The organism is Achromobacter sp. CF-sbj1-Ac2-l (assembly GCF_052698165.1).
Window position 1 is genome coordinate 1185058 of the sequence record NZ_CP199855.1, and the last position, 16381, is coordinate 1201438.

Annotated in this window: 16 protein-coding genes and 1 tRNA gene; 12 read left to right on the forward strand and 5 right to left on the reverse strand. The window is 67.2% G+C overall.

Translation table 11 applies throughout. The annotated features are described in order from the left end of the window. Window positions 1-53: 53 nt before the first annotated feature. Window positions 54-1322, reverse strand: coding sequence for an amino acid deaminase (locus tag ACUDCK_RS05480; protein WP_175167748.1), 1269 nt, complete (start codon window positions 1320-1322; stop codon window positions 54-56). 229 nt (window positions 1323-1551) lie between these two features. Here ACUDCK_RS05480 and ACUDCK_RS05485 point away from each other — a divergent pair, with 229 nt between their 5' ends. From ACUDCK_RS05485 to ACUDCK_RS05500, 4 genes are all read left to right on the forward strand, one after another. Continuing rightward, the gene (locus tag ACUDCK_RS05485; RefSeq protein ID WP_081273456.1) at window positions 1552-2343 is read left to right on the forward strand and encodes a deaminated glutathione amidase; all 792 of its coding nucleotides are present in this window, start codon (window positions 1552-1554) and stop codon (window positions 2341-2343) included. A gap of 135 nt (window positions 2344-2478) precedes the next feature. Further along, window positions 2479-3819, forward strand: coding sequence for a replication-associated recombination protein A (locus tag ACUDCK_RS05490; RefSeq protein ID WP_049071800.1), 1341 nt, complete (start codon window positions 2479-2481; stop codon window positions 3817-3819). Window positions 3820-3861: 42 nt separating this feature from the next. Continuing rightward, window positions 3862-5208: a serine--tRNA ligase gene (serS, locus tag ACUDCK_RS05495; protein ID WP_064524647.1), complete on the forward strand. Its 1347-nt coding sequence runs from the start codon at window positions 3862-3864 to the stop codon at window positions 5206-5208. 299 nt (window positions 5209-5507) lie between these two features. Next, window positions 5508-5756: a hypothetical protein gene (locus ACUDCK_RS05500; RefSeq protein WP_080977324.1), complete on the forward strand. Its 249-nt coding sequence runs from the start codon at window positions 5508-5510 to the stop codon at window positions 5754-5756. Between the two features lie 247 nt (window positions 5757-6003). Here the strand turns inward: ACUDCK_RS05500 and ACUDCK_RS05505 are convergent, their stop codons facing one another. Next, window positions 6004-6339 carry a virulence factor gene (locus ACUDCK_RS05505; RefSeq protein WP_054501704.1) on the reverse strand — a complete coding sequence of 112 codons (336 nt, stop codon included), beginning with the start codon at window positions 6337-6339 and terminating at the stop codon, window positions 6004-6006. A 339-nt stretch (window positions 6340-6678) separates the two neighbouring features. Further along, the gene (locus ACUDCK_RS05510) at window positions 6679-7182 is read right to left on the reverse strand and encodes an ASCH domain-containing protein (RefSeq protein WP_064524646.1); all 504 of its coding nucleotides are present in this window, start codon (window positions 7180-7182) and stop codon (window positions 6679-6681) included. A 189-nt stretch (window positions 7183-7371) separates the two neighbouring features. On the opposite strand from ACUDCK_RS05510, the gene ACUDCK_RS05515 reads away from it, so the two are divergent. Both ACUDCK_RS05515 and ACUDCK_RS05520 read left to right on the forward strand, forming a co-directional pair. Continuing rightward, window positions 7372-7572 carry a hypothetical protein gene (locus tag ACUDCK_RS05515; protein ID WP_049071804.1) on the forward strand — a complete coding sequence of 67 codons (201 nt, stop codon included), beginning with the start codon at window positions 7372-7374 and terminating at the stop codon, window positions 7570-7572. Between the two features lie 47 nt (window positions 7573-7619). Then, window positions 7620-8819 (forward strand): amidohydrolase family protein, encoded by a 1200-nt coding sequence (locus ACUDCK_RS05520; protein WP_175142106.1) that lies wholly within the window; start codon window positions 7620-7622, stop codon window positions 8817-8819. Window positions 8820-8833: 14 nt separating this feature from the next. Here ACUDCK_RS05520 and ACUDCK_RS05525 read toward each other — a convergent pair whose 3' ends face one another. Continuing rightward, a complete protein-coding gene (locus ACUDCK_RS05525; protein WP_175167747.1) occupies window positions 8834-9712 on the reverse strand; it encodes a LysR family transcriptional regulator in 879 nt (292 codons plus the stop codon). Between the two features lie 158 nt (window positions 9713-9870). Between ACUDCK_RS05525 and ACUDCK_RS05530 the strand changes: the two genes are divergently transcribed. From ACUDCK_RS05530 to ACUDCK_RS05540, 3 genes are all read left to right on the forward strand, one after another. Continuing rightward, window positions 9871-10998, forward strand: coding sequence for a mandelate racemase/muconate lactonizing enzyme family protein (locus tag ACUDCK_RS05530; protein ID WP_054501959.1), 1128 nt, complete (start codon window positions 9871-9873; stop codon window positions 10996-10998). Between the two features lie 13 nt (window positions 10999-11011). Then, window positions 11012-11920: a dihydrodipicolinate synthase family protein gene (locus ACUDCK_RS05535; protein ID WP_054501700.1), complete on the forward strand. Its 909-nt coding sequence runs from the start codon at window positions 11012-11014 to the stop codon at window positions 11918-11920. A gap of 102 nt (window positions 11921-12022) precedes the next feature. Beyond that, the gene (locus ACUDCK_RS05540) at window positions 12023-13003 is read left to right on the forward strand and encodes a Bug family tripartite tricarboxylate transporter substrate binding protein (protein ID WP_144655872.1); all 981 of its coding nucleotides are present in this window, start codon (window positions 12023-12025) and stop codon (window positions 13001-13003) included. Between the two features lie 68 nt (window positions 13004-13071). On the opposite strand, the gene ACUDCK_RS05545 is transcribed toward ACUDCK_RS05540, so the two are convergent. Further along, window positions 13072-13162, reverse strand: a tRNA-Ser gene (locus tag ACUDCK_RS05545). 255 nt (window positions 13163-13417) lie between these two features. On the opposite strand from ACUDCK_RS05545, the gene ACUDCK_RS05550 reads away from it, so the two are divergent. The 3 genes from ACUDCK_RS05550 (at window position 13418) to yaaA (ending at window position 16380) form a co-directional block, all read left to right on the forward strand. Then, the gene (locus ACUDCK_RS05550; RefSeq protein WP_175167746.1) at window positions 13418-14662 is read left to right on the forward strand and encodes a cation:proton antiporter domain-containing protein; all 1245 of its coding nucleotides are present in this window, start codon (window positions 13418-13420) and stop codon (window positions 14660-14662) included. Between the two features lie 148 nt (window positions 14663-14810). Then, the gene (locus tag ACUDCK_RS05555; RefSeq protein WP_049071820.1) at window positions 14811-15593 is read left to right on the forward strand and encodes a 3-hydroxybutyrate dehydrogenase; all 783 of its coding nucleotides are present in this window, start codon (window positions 14811-14813) and stop codon (window positions 15591-15593) included. A gap of 16 nt (window positions 15594-15609) precedes the next feature. Further along, the gene (gene yaaA / locus ACUDCK_RS05560) at window positions 15610-16380 is read left to right on the forward strand and encodes a peroxide stress protein YaaA (RefSeq protein WP_054417545.1); all 771 of its coding nucleotides are present in this window, start codon (window positions 15610-15612) and stop codon (window positions 16378-16380) included. Window position 16381: the final 1 nt, after the last annotated feature.

Below are 16381 nucleotides of genomic sequence, written 5' to 3' on the forward strand. Positions count from 1 at the left end.
GCGGGGCTTGTCGGTAGCGCAACGGAACGCGCGGCCGAGCCGCGCGCAAAGGCTCAGAAAAAGGTGTCCGCGACGTCGATGACGCGGTACTGCTCGTCCACCAGCAGGACCTGGCGCCACTTGTCGAACGTCAGGCAGGGATGGGAGATGTCGAAGGCGATCATGTCGCCAACCTGGATGTCGTCGTGCTCGCCGATCTGCATGAACGCGTGCTGGTCCATCATGGCGGTGAGCTTCCATTGGGACGGCGCGGCGCCGGGCGCGTTTTGCCCGGGACGGAAATGCAGCGAAGGCGTCGGCAGGCCGGCGTCGAAGGCGGCGTCGCGCTTGCCCATGGCCACGATGGCGCGGCCAGGCTCGGGCAGCGACTGCACGTAGGCCCAGACCTGCAGCGCCGGCTGCAATCCCGGCTCCATCTTGTGGGCGACGGGATTGTTGGCATTGATGCGCTCGGCGGCCGAGCGGTAGACGCCGACGTCGTGCGACAGGTAGCAGCCGGGGCGCAGCACGACTTCCAGCGGCGCGCCGATATCCAGTTGCGAGAATTCCTCGGCCACCACGTCGAACCAGGCCGAGCCGGCGCCGGAGATCAGGGCGGGGCCGTTCTTGCGCAGGCGGCCGGCGGTCGCCAGGCCGCGCAGCGCGTCGGTGGCGCGGCGCAGGAAGGCGCGGATCGCGGTTTCCTCCTGCAGCACGCCTTCGTAGACTTCGATGCCGGCCAGCGCCAGCCCGGGCCAGCGGCCGATTTCCTCGACCACGGACTGCAATTGCGCGTCATCGCGCACGCCGGTGCGCCCGCCCTTCGGGCCCAGTTCGATCAGGACCGGCAGCACCAGACCCTGCTCGCCGAAATAGCGGCCCAACTGGGCGGCGTTGGCGGCCGAGTCGACGATGCAGAAATAGGTGAACGCCGGATCGCGCAGCAGCTTGGCGATCAAGGCCATGTTGGCGCGGCCCACCAACTGGTTGGCCATCAGCACCCGGCGGATGCCGTGGTTATAGGCGGCCACCACCTGCGGCGCGGTCGCCAGGGTGATGCCCCAGGCGCCGTTGTCGATCTGGCGCTGGAACAGCGCGGGGCTCATGGTGGTCTTGCCGTGCGGCGCCAATTTGACGCGGTAGGCTTCCATGAAGCGCTGCATCCATTGCAGGTTGTGCCGCACCCGGGCCTCGTACAACACCGCCACCGGCAGGCTGACGTCCTCGGCCAGCAGGTTCCAGTTCAGCGCCGCCACGCCGGCGTTGGTACAGGAGGCGGGAAACGCGCCCAGGCCCTTGCCGTTGACGTCCAGGGGAGCTGCGGTGGTGGAGGAATGAGGCATGGCGCGATTCTTCTATGGAAAATATTTACGGTAAATCCGTTTTTTTCAATTATCCTGAAAGAAATTTACAAGCGGCAGTTGGGAGTTACCCGTAGTCGGCGACCGCCATGGCGGACGCCGGCAGGCGCCGGCCAGGCGAACCGACAGGCGGCTGCACTCTCGCGGCCATTGGCGCGACAATAGGAAATCTGCGGCGATGCCTGTTTGCCGCCCCACACAAGGAAGATTCATGCTGAAAGTCGCTTTGGGCCAGTTCGCCGTCAGCCGCGTCTGGGAAGAAAACGCCCAGGTGTGCGTCGATCTCATGGCGCGCGCCCGTGATGGCGGGGCCGGCCTGCTGGTGCTTCCCGAGGGCATCCTGGCGCGTGACATCACCGATCCGCAGATCGTGCTGAAGGCCGCCCAGCCGCTGGATGGCCCCTTCATGACGCGGCTGCTCGAGGCCAGCCGCGGCTCCTCGCTGGCCACCATGATGTGCGTGCACGTCCCGACCGGCGACGGCCGGGTCTGGAACACGCTGGTCACGCTGCAGGACGGCCGCATCGTGTCGCAGTATCGCAAGCTGCACCTGTACGACGCCTTCACCATGAAGGAATCGACCAACGTCACGCCCGGCAACGACATTCCGCCGCTGCTGGAGATCGGTGGGCTGAAGGTCGGCCTCATGACCTGCTACGACGTGCGCTTCCCGGAACTGGCCCGGCGCCTGGCGCTGGACGGCGCCGACCTGCTGGCGCTGCCGGCGGCCTGGGTGCGCGGCCCGTTGAAGGAAAAGCACTGGGAAGTGCTGGTGACGGCGCGCGCGCTGGAAAACACCTGCTACGTCGCCGCCACCGGCGAGTGCGGCGAACGCAATATCGGCTGCAGCATGGTGGTGGATCCGCTGGGCGTGGTCACCGCCCAGGCCGGCGAGGCGCCGGCGCTGGTGTTCGCCGATATCGATCCCGAGCGCCTGGCGCACGCCCGCAAGGTGCTGCCGGTGCTGGCCAACCGCCGTTTCGGGACCCCGGAACTGGCCTGAAGCGACGGTTTCTCGCGGGGCTGCCGGGTGGGCCGCCGCACGCGGGCTCCCGGCCGGGCCGCCCGGGGCGCGGGGCGGCCGGACATGTTGTAATACTGGCTTGATTTCCTTGCCGTCTTCCCCCATCTGCTGCCAATGAGCAACGATCTCTTCGCGGCCGATCCCGCCCATCGGCCTTACGTGCCCCTGGCCGAACGCCTGCGCCCGCGAACGCTGGCCGACGTCGTCGGCCAGTCGCACCTGCTGGGGCCGGACAAGCCGCTGCGCGTGGCCTTCGAGTCGGGCCGCCCGCACTCCATGATCTTCTGGGGCCCGCCGGGCGTGGGCAAGACCACGCTGGCGCGCCTGATGGCCGACGGTTTCGATGCCCAGTTCATCGCCATTTCCGCCGTGCTGGGCGGCGTCAAGGACATCCGCGACGCCGTCACCGTGGCGCAGGTGGCGCAGGGCCAGGGCCGCCGCACCATCCTGTTCGTCGACGAGGTGCACCGCTTCAACAAGGCGCAGCAGGACGCGTTCCTGCCCTACGTCGAAAGCGGCCTGTTCACCTTCATCGGCGCCACCACCGAGAACCCCTCGTTCGAGGTCAACTCGGCGCTGCTGTCGCGCGCCCGGGTCTACGTGCTGCAATCGCTCACGCCCGAGGAACTGCAGCAACTGGTCGACCGCGCCATCACGGCGTTCAACGACGGCCACGAAGAGGGCGCGCGCATCCACATCGACGCCGACGCGCGCGAACAGTTGGCGGCCTGGGCCGACGGCGACGCGCGCCGCCTGATCAGCGCGGTCGAGGTGGTGGCCGAATCGGCTCAGGCCGCCGGCCGCGACACGGTCGACGCGGCCTGGCTCGAGATCTCGCTGTCGCAGAACCTGCGACGCTTCGACAAGGGCGGCGACGCCTTCTACGACCAGATCAGCGCGCTGCACAAATCGGTGCGCGGCTCCAACCCCGACGCCGCGCTGTACTGGTTCTGCCGCATGATCGACGGCGGCGCCGATCCCAAATACCTGTCGCGCCGGCTGGTGCGCATGGCGGTCGAGGACATCGGCCTGGCCGACCCGCGCGCCACCGACCTGGCGGTCAACGGCGCCGACATCTATGAACGGCTGGGTTCGCCCGAGGGCGAGCTGGCGCTGGCCCAGGCGGTGGTCTACATGGCCTGCGCGGCCAAGTCCAACGCCGTCTACAACGCCTACAACCAGGCGCGCAAGTTCGCCGCCGAGCACGGCAGCGCGCCGGTCCCGATCCACCTGCGCAATGCGCCCACCAAGCTGATGAAGCAACTGGGGCACGGCAAGGCCTACCGCTACGCCCACGACGAGCCGCATGGCTACGCCGCGGACGAGCAATATTTCCCCGATGGGCTCAAGCCTTCCTTCTACCGGCCGACCGATCGCGGCCTGGAGGCTAAAATCCAGCAGAAGTTGGCATTCCTGCGCGAGCTGGACGCGCAGGAACGCGCCAAGAAACGGTAACGGGCGCCGCCCGTTGCTTCCCGCAATCTCACCGACATCACCATGCTAGACCCGATACTGCTGCGCAAAGACCTGCAAACCGTCGTAGACCGCCTCAAGAGCCGTGGCGTGTCCTTCGACACGGAACGGTTCAACGAGCTGGAGTCTCGCCGCAAGGCGGTCCAGACCGAAACCGAATCCCTGCAAGCCCGCCGCAACGCGCTGGCCAAGCAGATCGGTCAGCTCAAGGCCAAGGGCGAGGACGCCAGCGCCGTCATGGCCGAATCGCAGGCCGTGCCCGAGCGCCTGAAGCAACTGGAAGAAGAGCTGGCCGCCCTGCAGCAGCCGCTCAACGAGCTGCTCATGTCGGTGCCGAACCTGCCGCACGCCAGCGTGCCGCTGGGCGAATCCGCCGACGACAACGTCGAAGTGCGCCGCTGGCTGCCGGCCGCCGCGGGCGCCGATGGCAACCCGCCCGCGCTGCCGTTCGAGCCCCGCGACCACGTCGCGCTGGGCGAACCGCTGGGCCTGGATTTCGACACCGCCGCCAAGCTGTCGGGCGCGCGTTTCTCGTTCATGCGCGGTCCCATCGCCCGCCTGCACCGCGCGCTGGCGCAGTTCATGCTCGACCTGCAGACCGGCACGCACGGCTACACCGAGTGCTACACGCCGTATATCGTCAACGCCTCGACGCTGTACGGTACCGGCCAACTGCCCAAGTTCAAGGATGACATGTTCGCCGTGTCCAAGGGCGGCGGCGACGACGACCCCAAGGTCGACGAGCACGGCAAGCCGTTCGTGCGCGAAGACCAGTACCTGATCTCCACCTCGGAAATCACCCTGACCAGCGTGGTGCGCGACACCATCCAGGCGGCCGCCGACCTGCCGCTCAAGCTCACCGCCCACACGCCGTGCTTCCGTTCCGAAGCGGGCAGCGGCGGCCGCGACACGCGCGGCATGATCCGCCAGCACCAGTTCGACAAGGTTGAAATGGTGCAGGTCACGCAGCCCGACCAATCCTACGAAGCGCTGGAGGACATGGTCGGCCACGCCGAGCGCGTGCTGCAATTGCTGGGGCTGCCGTACCGGGTGATGCTGCTGTGCACCGGCGACATGGGTTTCGGCTCGGCCAAGACCTACGACCTGGAGGTCTGGCTGCCGGCGCAGAACACCTGGCGCGAGATCTCGTCGGTGTCCAACTGCGAAACGTTCCAGGCCCGCCGCATGCAGGCGCGTTTCCGCAACGCGCAGGGCAAGCCGGAATACGTGCATACCCTGAACGGCTCCGGCCTGGCCGTGGGCCGTGCCCTGGTGGCGGTGCTGGAAAACCACCAGCAGGCCGACGGCAGCATCGTGGTTCCGCAGGCGCTGCAACCTTACATGGGCGGCCTGACGGTATTGAAGCCCTGACGCCCGGCTGAGCGATCCGGCAATAAAAAACGGAGCCCGCGGGCTCCGTTTTTTATTGCCGCTCGGCGTGGGCACGCCGCTTGCTGAGGATGCAAGTCGGCCACATGGTGGATGGGGCGGAAAACCCGGCCTATTTATGATCGAGACATATTCCTGTCGTCTCGAGGGATTATGTTGGCGACGCCAGTACTGGATTTTGATGTGAGCAATTGTGTATTTTCAATAAAAGGGCCGGATAGTTCGGCACAATACACCTGCGTTCAACGCGCTTCATTCACATAAATAACAAGGAGTTGTCCATGACTTCAAGAATGATTGGAGATTTTCGTGTGAGATGCTCTGTGGCTCAAGATGACGAGCAGGGCTACCGTGTGCAGATATGGACCCGCCGGGTAGGCGGAACCGCGCCGGAAAAATGCTGGACGGTGCCCGGACAGGCGCCGTTCAACAGCTTGCACGAAGCGGAACAGGAAAGCCGGCAATTGTTTGAAGAAATAAACGGCGTTCGTTTCAACGGTGAACCGGAGTTTGCGCATGCGTCCGCATAATGGTTGGTGGCGGGCGTCGAGTGCTCCGCGTCGTTGGATCGATCTTGTTCAGGAAGCGCCGCGTTGGGCCGCAGGCAAGCCCGTCGCGGTGCCGCAGCAGCCGCCCGCCGTCACGGCGGACAAACCCGTCCAGGCCCCTGTCGCCTGACGTGCCTTCCATGGGGTACCGGAAATTACCCTGTGGAAAAAAGGCCACTCGCAAGAGTGGCCTTTGTATTTATTGCGGTGGGCTGAGAGCCCCGCGGCATCAACGATGCCAGCCGCCGCGGCCGTGATAGTAGCCGCGATCGGGGCCGCGCCAGTGGCCGCGCGGGCCCCAGTAGCCGCCGCCGCGGATATAGACCGGGGCCGGATAGACCACCGGGGGCGCCACATAGACGGGCGCCGGACGGTAGTAGACGGGGGGCGGGGGGGCATAGACCGGCGCCGGCGCCACATAGACGGGCGCGGGCGCGGCGTAGACCGGAGCCGGGTATACCACCCCGGGCACGCCGATCGAGATGCCGACATCCACCCGGGCCAACGCGACGCTGGAGATCAGCAGGCCCGCGACACCTGCCCCTGCGATGAGCCATTTTTTCATGTTGCACCTGCCTGCTGCGTGACGCAGCAAAGTTGAGTATTCGTTGACGCTATTTTCGGTCTTTTCGGATCGGCAGGGGTAAGCGGGTGGCCCTCAATAGCGACAATCCGCAACGGGGGCGGGGCGACGAACGTTCCCCATGCTGCGTCGCGGCAGGCCGGCTTCACTCTGGTAAACCCCCGTCTGAAATCGACTGAAATAAGGTGGAATGCGGTGAAGCGGGGGCGGCGAGTTACAGGCAGTCACGATCCTAGGGCCTGATTTCCCCTGGCAGCAACACCGGTGCGCCAGCGCCAGTCGGTTGGCGGCCTGGAGCGGACTGGCAGGGCCGGCGGACGCCTAGGCCTCTTGCGGCTGCTGGCAGCGGAATTCGACCACCCACACCCAGGGGTTGGCGGCCCAGGCGTGCGCGCCATAGCGTTCGCACCAGGTCAAGGCAAAGGCCGTCTGCAGGGGAACGCCGGGCAACAGCGCCGACGATTGGTAGAGCGCCTGGGTGCCTTCGGCGCGCGCGTCGGCGTCCGACAATTTTTGCAGGCGCTGGATGCGCACGCCCACGATTACGGCGGTGGCGAAGGGCTTGCCGGACTCATCTTCGAGCGTGATGCTCTCGCCCGACCGGCCATAGGGGCAGGTGACCCAGGGCGAGGTTTTGCGCAGTTCGGTCGCGCCTTCGCGGGGCGGGCCCATGGCCACCCATTTGCCGGAATCCGCCGCATCGGCATACCAGGCGGTCGTCAGCTTGGTGGGCTGCGGTTTGACGATGCGCCGGGTTTGCACCTTATAACCATCCAGGATGGCTTGCTTGAGCGGCTCGCTGAATTGGAGTGCTTGCCTTTTCATACCTGTTGTTCCCCTCACGTTCGACGCTTGCATACCAGCAGTGCTGTGGCCGCGTCGACACGTGCCAACATGGCGGGTTATCCGAAACCTCGCATGGAACAGTATGACGCGTGGCAATCGCCGTGTCAGGCAAACGGTTACTAGTGTGTCTTTTTGAATACGTTCCAAGGTTGTTTGTATACTCGACGTATGAATACTGACCTGCACGATCTCAAGCCCGGTTACTACTGGTACACCATGGCCAACGACCCGCTGGCCGTCATCCACATACACGACGACGGCGGCGCCACGTTGATGGGCACCGACTATCGCCTCGGCGCCGAAGGCGTGGCGGACATGATCCGCCAGGGCCAGCGCTTCTTCTGGATCGAACCGCCGCAGCAGGCCTGATCCGGCGCGGCCGCCCGACGCGGGCAGGCGAGGCCGAGGACCTATCCATGACCGACATGTTGTTAAACGACGTTCGACTGCCCGATGGCGCGGCGGTCGACGTAGCGATATCCCGCGGCCGTATCGAACGCGTCGGACCGAATCTGCAGGCGCCGGCCCATGTGGCGCGGGAAGCGGGTGCCGGCCTGCTGCTGCTGCCCGGTCTGGTCGAGGGGCACACGCACCTGGACAAGACCACCTGGGAATCCCCCTGGTATGTGAATCAGGTGGGGCCGGCGTTGACCGACCGTATCGACAACGAGCGGGCCTGGCGCGCCGCCAGCGGCCATGACGCCGCCAGCCACTCGCGCGCGTTGGCGCTGGCCTTCCTGCGCGAAGGCACTACGCGCATCCGCAGCCACGTCGACGTCGATACCGATGCCGGACTGCGCCATCTGGAGGCGGTGCACGCCACCCGCGAGGCACTGGCCGGCCTGATCGAGATCCAGACCGTGGCGTTTCCGCAGTCAGGGTTGCTGGGGCGGCCAGGCACGGCCGCGCTGTTGGACTTGGCCCTGGCGCAAGGCGCGGATGTGCTGGGCGGGCTGGATCCCTGCGCCATCGACCGCGACCCGGCACAATCGCTCGACGTGCTGTTCGGCTTGGCGGACAAGCATGGCAAACCCCTCGATATCCACTTGCATGAGCCCGGCGACCTGGGCGCGTTTTCGCTCGACCTGATCCTGGATCGGGTGCAGGCGCTGGACATGCGCGGCCGTGTCGTCGTCAGCCATGCCTTCTGCCTGGGCGGTGTGGATGCCAGGCGTCTGGATGGGCTGCTCAAGCGGCTGGCCGCGCTGGAGGTGGCGGTATTGACCACCGCGCCGCCGTCGCGGCCAGTCCCGCCGTTGCGTGCCTGCCGCGAGGCCGGCGTGACGCTGTTCGGCGGCAACGACGGCATCCGCGACACCTGGACGCCGTACGGCAGCCCCGACATGCTGGCGCGTGCCATGATGATCGGGTTGCGCAACGACCTGCGCCGCGATGACGAGATCGGCTGGGCGTTCGATTGCGTCAGCGGCGCCGCGGCGCGCGCCTGTGGCTTCGCCGACTACGGACTGACGCCCGGCGCCCGCGCCGACCTGGTGCTGGTGGCGGCCAGCGGCGTGGCCGAAGCCGTGGCGCAGCGCGTCCCCCGTCGTCTGGTGATTTCGGGCGGTGCGGTGGTGGCGCGTGACGGCCGCTTGCTGGATAGCGTGGCGGCGTAGGCGTCGCCTCGCCGTCAGCGGTCCGCCGCCGCCTGGCTCTGCGCCAGTTCCACGAATACCCGCATCAATTCAGAGCGCACGCCGGAGCGCGGCCAGAGCGCGCCGACCGTGCGCACGGGGCATGGCGCCGGCAGCGGCCAGCGCCTGACTGGCGCCGACGCGCCAGTGGTGGCCCAGTCGGGCAATAGCGCCACCCCCAATCCTTCCGACACCAGCTTGGCGATCGAGTCGATGCCGTCCAGCTCGAAGCGCACGTGTGGCCGCAGGTCACGGGCGCGCAGGTAGTCGTCGGCCATGCGGCCGCCCACCACGCTGCGGTCGTAGCGGATATAGGGCTCGCGCGCGATCACCGCCAGCGGGTCGCGCACCGCCATGTCGGCCGGCGTCACCAGCACCAGCGGTTCGCGCCGCAGGTCGCGCCAGACACAGGACTTGGGCAGCGCGAACAGCGGATGCACCAGCAGCGCGCCATCCAGTTCGCCGGCCAGCACCTTGCTGTAGAGCAGGGTGGTGGGCGCCGGTTCGATGTAGATCTCGATGTGGGGATAACGCGCCGCCCAGGTGCGCAGCACCGGCGGCATGATGCCGGTGAGCGCGGTGGGCGTGGCGCCCAGGCGCAAGGGGCCGGCCGGCAGGTCGGACTCGGTTGCCGCCGAACGCAGGTCGCGCAGGTCGCGCAGCACGTTGCGGGCGCGCTCCAGGATGCGGGTGCCGGCGGCGGTGGGTTTGACGGTGCGGCCCGAGCGGGCGATCAGCGCGCTGCCCATGTCGGCTTCCAGCGCGCGCAGGCGCTGCTGCACGGTGGCCGGCGTCAGCCCCAGGTGGCGCGCGGCCTGCGCGATGGAGCCCAGTTCCACCACATGTACATAGGTCTGCAGGAATCTCGAATCCATCGGCGGGCGCTCATAGAAGATGCTTTTTACATATTCTAAAGATGGATGAAGATAATTGTTTGTTTCTTTGATGGCGGCAAGAATGCGCTTGAGCGTTGCGCCAGCGCAAGGCGCGCCGGCAGCGCGACCCGCACTATTCCCGTTATCAGGAGCCAGCCGTGCCCATCATTGAATCCATCGACGTTTGCGCCGCCGCGGTGCCCTTGGACAAGGTCACCTCGTTTTCGAACCGCACCGTCTCCACCCGCCACTACGGACTGGTCAAGGTCCGCAGCGCCGATGGCGTCGAAGGTATTGGCTTCTGCTACGTCGGCAGCGCCGGCGGCGCGATCTTCGAGGCCGCCGTGCAGAGCCTGCTGGCGCCGGTGCTGCTGGGCAAGGACTCGCACGCGGTCGAAGGGCTGTGGCAGGCGATGTACCAGGAAGCGCTGCTGCAAGGACGCCAGGGCACGGTGATGCGCGCGCTCAGCGCGCTCGACATCGCGCTGTGGGACCTGAACGCCAAGACGGCGGGGCTGCCGCTGCACAAGTTCCTGGGCGCGGTCGAGCTGGAGTCGGTGCCGGCCTATGCCAGCGGCGGCTACTACCTGGATGGCAAGACGCCGCAGCACCTGGGCGAGGAAATGGCCAGCTACGTGGCCAAGGGCTTCTCCGCCGTCAAGATGAAGACCGGGCGCCTGTCGCCGCGCGAGGAAGAGGCGCGGCTGAAGGCGGCGCGCGAGGCCGTCGGGCCGGATGTCGAGCTGATGATGGACTGCAACAACGCCTGGCAGGACGTGACCCAGGCCATGCAGTACATCCGCCGCTTCGAGCAGTACGAGCCATACTTCATCGAGGAGCCGTTCGGCCCCGATGACATCGACAGCCACGCCAAGCTGGCGCGCCTGACGCACCTGCCCATCGCCACCGCCGAGATCGGCTATGGCCGCTGGTATCACAAGGAGCTGCTGGACAAGGGCGCGGCCGGCATCCTGCAGACCGACGCGGCGGTGTGCGGCGGCATCACCGAATGGAAGCGCATCGCGGCGACCGCGGCGAGCTATGGCGTGGTGGTGTGCCCGCACTGGTTCCACGACGTGCACGCGCCGCTGGTGGCCGCCACGCCCAATGCGCGTTATGTTGAATTTTTCTGGGACGACCAGGTCCTGAATTTCCGCAAGCTGGTGGACCGCCAACTGACCCACAAACAGGGGCGTGTGGTGCTGCACCAGGAGCCGGGGCTGGGATTCGGTTTCGATGAACGCATGGTCGAGCGCTACGGCAAGTGGACCCGCGTCGGCCGCTGACAGGAGAGTTTTCATGAGCACACGCGCCGCAGACCGGCCGCAAGGCGTCTATTCCCCGGTCCTCACGCCCTTCAACGCGGACCTGTCGCCCAGCGTGCCGCGCTTCGTCGGGCATTGCCGCGCCCTGCTGGAACAGGGCGCGGGGCTGGCGATCTTCGGCACCAACTCCGAGGCCAATTCGCTCAGCGTGGCGGAAAAGCGCCATCTGCTGGATGCGTTGCTGGATGCCGGCCTGCCGGCCGCGCGCATGATGCCCGGCACCGGCGCCTGCGCGTTGCCCGACGCGGTGGAGCTGACCCGTCATGCGGTCGAGGCCGGCTGCGGCGGGGTGCTCATGCTGCCGCCGTTCTACTACAAGGGCGTCAGCGACGAGGGCCTGTTCCGCGCCTTCGCCCACGTGATCGAGCGGGTCGCCGACGAGCGCCTGCGCATCTACCTGTATCACATCCCGCCGGTGTCGGGCGTGCCGATCAGCCTGGGCCTGATCGATCGGCTGCTGGGCGAATTTCCCGGCATCGTCGCTGGCATCAAGGACAGTTCCGGCGACTGGAACAACACCGCGGCCATGCTGCGCGACTTCCAGCCGCGCGGCTTCGACGTGTTCGCCGGCACCGAAACGGTGTTGCTGGAAACGATGCGGGCCGGCGGCGCGGGTTGCATCACCGCCACCGGCAACGTCAATGCAAGCCCGATCGTCGCGTTGTACCGGTCGTGGCGCGAGGCCGGCGCCGAGGACCGGCAGCGCGCCTTGAACGAGACCCGCGCCATTTTCCAGTCGTACCCGATGATCCCGGCCATGAAAGCCGCGATCGCGCAGCGGCGCAACGATCCGGTGTGGGCCACGGTCCGGCCGCCGCTGGTGGAGCTGGACGCCGCGCAGTCGGCGCAACTGGCCCAGCGGCTGGCGGCCCCTGCCGCCTGACCGCGCCAGCAGGACCCGCAGGACGCCGCGGCCCAGCCGGCCGCGGCCGGCAAGGCTTACCAACAGTCGCCGGGCATGGACCCGGCGCGCGAGGAGACAACCATGCAACGCAGGGAATTCATTACCGGCGCCGCGGCGCTGGGGGCGGCGCTCGTCCTGCCGTCGGCCAGGGCGCAGCAACCGCTGCCGCCGGGCCCGGTCAAGATCGTGGTGGGATTTCCGGCGGGCGGCGGCACCGATGTGCTGGCGCGCCTGCTGGGCCAGAAGCTGGGCGTGATGTGGGGCATCCCGGTGATCGTCGAGAACCGCGCCGGCGCGGCCGGCATCATCGCCGCCGAGCAGGTGGCGCGCCAGCCTCCCGATGGCAACACGCTGCTGATGGCGCACGTCAACAGCCACGGCATCGCGCCCGGCCTGCAGCCCAGGCTGGCCTATTCGGCCGAGCGCGATTTCTCGCCGATCGCGCTGGTGGGCAAGACGCCGACGCTGCTGATTGGCGGCGCGGCGCAGCCGGCCAAGACCCTGCCCGAGCTGGTGGCGCTGTGTCGCGCGCAGCCCGGCAAGATCATCTTCGGCTCGGCCGGCAGCGGGTCGGCGCAGCATCTGGCGCTGGAGATCTTCAAGGCCCGCGCCGGCATCGATGTGCTGCACGTGCCCTACAAGGGCTCGGCGCCGCTGATGAACGACCTGCTGGGCGGCCACGTGCAGTACTGCTTCGAGGGCATGACCACGGCCACGCCGCTGATCCAGTCCGGCAAGGTGCTGGCCTTGGCCCAGACGCTGCGGCAGCGTTCCAGGAGCCAGCCCGACGTGCCGACGGTGGCCGAGCAGGGCTATCCCGGGTTCGAAGCCAGCATCTGGTTCGGCATGGTGGGCCCGGCCAACATGCCCGCCGACATGGTCGCGCGCATGAACCAGGACATCGACCGCGTCCTGGCCATGGCCGACGTGCAGGAAAAGCTGGCGCAGGTCGGCGCGGAAGACGGTGGCGGCAGCGTGCAGCGCTTCGCCGACTTCATGCGCGACGAGCAGCGCAAGTACGCCAAGACCATCCAGGACGCGAAGATCGTGGCCGAGGGGTAGGGGCAGGACTTGCGGCAAGAAGGCAAAGAAAAAGGCCAATCCCGGGGGATTGGCCTTTTTTTGAATACTGGCGGAGAGGGTGGGATTCGAACCCACGGTACGGGGATACCGTACGCCTGATTTCGAGTCAGGTACATTCGACCACTCTGCCACCTCTCCGTGGCTGGATTCCGCAACGGTGAAATTCCAGTGGCCGGTTCAGGGCGAGCCCATCAGCGGTTCCTGGTTTCCCACGATCAGATTCCTGGTCGGAAGAATCTGCGTTGTCGGAGCAGCGAAGCCCGCAATTCTACAGCAAAAAAAAGTTTTGTGTAAAGCCTTTCGATGTTGGGCGCTTCAGACGGTTTCCCCGGCTTCCCGCATGGGTAATCTTTGCGCAGAATCGGACTGTCTCGAATTGCACGCTTCGCGCCGATGAATCTGATCCTCATCCTGTTGCTGGCCGCCGTCCTGTGCGTGCCGCTGACCCAGCGGCTGGGGCTGGGCGCGATCCCGGGCTACCTGCTGGCCGGCGTGCTGGTGGGGCCGTCGTGCCTGAAGCTGGTGACCGACGTGGGCGACATGGTCAATGTGTCGCAGTGGGGCGTGGTGATGATGCTCTTCATCATCGGCCTGGAACTGGCGCCCCGGCGCCTGTGGGCCATGCGTCATGAAGTGTTCACCCTGGGGGCGTCGCAGATGCTGACCTGCGGGCTGCTGCTGGGGCTGGTGTTCGGCGCCGCGCTGCGCCATCTGGCCGGCATGGGCTGGCAGGCGGCGGTGTTGTGCGGGCTGTCGCTGGCCCTGTCGTCCACCGCGGTGGCCATGCGGCTATTGGAGGAGCGCGGCCTGACGCGCACGCCGATGGGGCGCTCGGCGCTGGGAGTGCTGCTGTTCCAGGACATGGCGGCGATCCCGATGCTGGTGGCGGCCGGGCTGCTGGGCAGCGGTGCCGCGTCGGAGCCGTCCTTCAAGGAGGCCTTGATCGCGGTGGCAGTGGTGGCGGTGGCCTACCGGCTGCGGCTGCTGGGCTGGGCCGCCAAGGCGCAGTTGAAGGAGTTGTTCACGGCGGCGGCGCTGCTGATGGTGATCGGCACCGCCCAGTTGTTCAACTACGCCGGCCTGTCGGCCGGCCTGGGCGGCTTCCTGGTGGGGGTGCTGATGGCCGAGTCGCGCTATCGCGACGAACTGGAAAACGCCATCGAGCCGTTCAAGGGCCTGCTGCTGGGCCTGTTCTTCGTCGCGATCGGCATGTCCGTGAACCTGCACGTGGTGGCGGATCACTGGGCTTTCATCCTGGCGGGCGTGACGGCGCTGCTGCTGGTCAAGGCGCTGGTGCTGTATGGCTTTGCGCGGTTCCTGGGCCTGCCGCGCTATCACCGCCTGCTGTTCGCCATGGTGCTGGCGCAGGGCGGCGAATTCAGCTTCGCCATCTTCAACGAAGCCTGGAGCAACCGTTTGATGGACCTGGACCAGCGCGACGTGCTGGCAGTGGTGGTGGCGGTGTCGATGGGCGTGGTGCCGATCCTCATCAAGCTGCTCGAGCGCGTGCCGGAGCGCCTCGGGGGCATGGCGGACCTGCCGGCGCCGCCGCCCGCCGAGACGGCGCAGGACCGGTCGGATTCCGCGCCGCCGCCGGGCCAGGCGGAGCCATCGGATTCCCCATCGCCGCGGCCTTGACCCCGCGCCGCGTGGGGGCATGGCATGATGGGCGCCTTACCGGGCAGCTACACTTGACCCTGTTTTTCAGCCCGTGTTTCGCCCACGGCGCCGACCGGCATGTTCCGGCCGCCGCCCGCCTTCCGCGCCCCGCCACAGGAGAACATCTATGCTCAAAGGAAAAGTCGCAGTCGTCACCGGTTCCACCAGCGGGATCGGCCTGGGTATCGCCACCGCGCTGGCCGCGCAGGGCGCCGATATCGTCCTGAACGGCTTCGGCGACGCCGCCGAGATCGAAAAGGTGCGCGCCGGCCTGGCGGCCCAGCATGGCGTCAAGGTGCTGTATGACGGCGCCGACCTGTCCAAGGGCGAGGCCGTGCGCGGCCTGGTCGACAACGCGGTGCGCCAGATGGGCCGCATCGACATCCTGGTCAACAACGCCGGCATCCAGCACACCGCGTTGATCGAGGACTTTCCCACCGAAAAGTGGGATGCCATCCTGGCGCTGAACCTGTCGGCCGTGTTCCATGGCACCGCCGCCGCGCTGCCGCACATGAAGAAGCAGGGCTTCGGCCGCATCATCAACATCGCCTCGGCCCACGGCCTGGTGGCTTCGGCCAACAAATCCGCCTACGTCGCCGCCAAGCACGGCGTGGTCGGCTTCACCAAGGTGACCGCGCTGGAAACCGCCGGCCAGGGCATCACCGCCAACGCCATCTGCCCGGGTTGGGTGCGCACCCCGCTGGTCGAAAAACAGATCTCGGCGCTGGCCGAAAAGAACGGCGTCGACCAGGAAACCGCCGCGCGCGAATTGCTCAGCGAAAAGCAGCCGTCGCTGCAGTTCGTCACGCCTGAACAACTGGGCGGCACGGCCGTCTTCCTGGCCTCCGATGCCGCCGCGCAAATCACCGGCACCACCGTCTCCGTCGATGGCGGCTGGACGGCGCGCTGATCAAAGGAACCTTCGAATGCTGTTTCTGCTTTCCCCCGCCAAGAAGCTGGACTACGACTCGCCGGTGCACGTCGAGACGCACACCCAGCCTTTGTTCGTGGACCAGGCCGCCGGCCTGATCAAGGTCCTGAAGACCAAGACCGCGGACGACATCGCCGAACTGATGAGCCTGAGCCCGGCACTGTCCGAGCTCAATGTGCAGCGCTATGCGCATTGGAAGCGCACCTTCACGCAGGCCAATTCGCGCCAGGCCGTGCTGGCCTTCAACGGCGACGTCTACGAGGGCCTGGAGGCTTCGACCCTGTCGGCCAAACAACTGGACTGGGCCCAGGAACACGTGGCCATCCTCAGCGGCCTGTACGGCGTGCTGCGGCCGCTCGACCTGATGCAGCCGTACCGCCTGGAAATGGGCACGCGCCTGGAAACGCCCAAGGGCAAGAACCTGTACGAGTATTGGGGCAGCGGCATCGCCGAGTACCTGAACGAGCGCCAGGCCGGGCAGAAGGCGCCGGTCATCGTCAACCTGGCTTCCGAAGAGTATTTCAAGTCGGTCGACCTGAAGGCGCTCAAGGCGCGCGTGGTGCAGTGCGTGTTCCAGGACTGGAAGAACGGCGCCTGGAAGATCATCAGCTTTCACGCCAAGCGCGCGCGCGGCCTGATGGCGCGCTACGCCATCCTGCACAAGGTGTCCAAGCCCGAGGGCCTGCACGGCTTCGACCTGGAAGGCTACAAGTATGACGCCTCGGCCTCGACCGAGGACAAGCTGGTGTTCCGCCGCAAGCTCTGAA

Excerpts from the sequence above, each read along its gene's own strand:
- ACUDCK_RS05480 (WP_175167748.1), bottom strand. The coding sequence starts at position 1,322 with ATGCCTCATTCCTCCACCACCGCAGCTCCCCTGGACGTCAACGGCAAG.
- ACUDCK_RS05485 (WP_081273456.1), top strand. The coding sequence starts at position 1,552 with ATGCTGAAAGTCGCTTTGGGCCAGTTCGCCGTCAGCCGCGTCTGGGAA.
- ACUDCK_RS05490 (WP_049071800.1), top strand. The coding sequence starts at position 2,479 with ATGAGCAACGATCTCTTCGCGGCCGATCCCGCCCATCGGCCTTACGTG.
- serS (WP_064524647.1), top strand. The coding sequence starts at position 3,862 with ATGCTAGACCCGATACTGCTGCGCAAAGACCTGCAAACCGTCGTAGAC.
- ACUDCK_RS05500 (WP_080977324.1), top strand. The coding sequence starts at position 5,508 with ATGACTTCAAGAATGATTGGAGATTTTCGTGTGAGATGCTCTGTGGCT.
- ACUDCK_RS05505 (WP_054501704.1), bottom strand. The coding sequence starts at position 6,339 with ATGAAAAAATGGCTCATCGCAGGGGCAGGTGTCGCGGGCCTGCTGATC.
- ACUDCK_RS05510 (WP_064524646.1), bottom strand. The coding sequence starts at position 7,182 with ATGAAAAGGCAAGCACTCCAATTCAGCGAGCCGCTCAAGCAAGCCATC.
- ACUDCK_RS05515 (WP_049071804.1), top strand. The coding sequence starts at position 7,372 with ATGAATACTGACCTGCACGATCTCAAGCCCGGTTACTACTGGTACACC.
- ACUDCK_RS05520 (WP_175142106.1), top strand. The coding sequence starts at position 7,620 with ATGACCGACATGTTGTTAAACGACGTTCGACTGCCCGATGGCGCGGCG.
- ACUDCK_RS05525 (WP_175167747.1), bottom strand. The coding sequence starts at position 9,712 with ATGGATTCGAGATTCCTGCAGACCTATGTACATGTGGTGGAACTGGGC.
- ACUDCK_RS05535 (WP_054501700.1), top strand. The coding sequence starts at position 11,012 with ATGAGCACACGCGCCGCAGACCGGCCGCAAGGCGTCTATTCCCCGGTC.
- ACUDCK_RS05540 (WP_144655872.1), top strand. The coding sequence starts at position 12,023 with ATGCAACGCAGGGAATTCATTACCGGCGCCGCGGCGCTGGGGGCGGCG.
- ACUDCK_RS05550 (WP_175167746.1), top strand. The coding sequence starts at position 13,418 with ATGAATCTGATCCTCATCCTGTTGCTGGCCGCCGTCCTGTGCGTGCCG.
- ACUDCK_RS05555 (WP_049071820.1), top strand. The coding sequence starts at position 14,811 with ATGCTCAAAGGAAAAGTCGCAGTCGTCACCGGTTCCACCAGCGGGATC.
- yaaA (WP_054417545.1), top strand. The coding sequence starts at position 15,610 with ATGCTGTTTCTGCTTTCCCCCGCCAAGAAGCTGGACTACGACTCGCCG.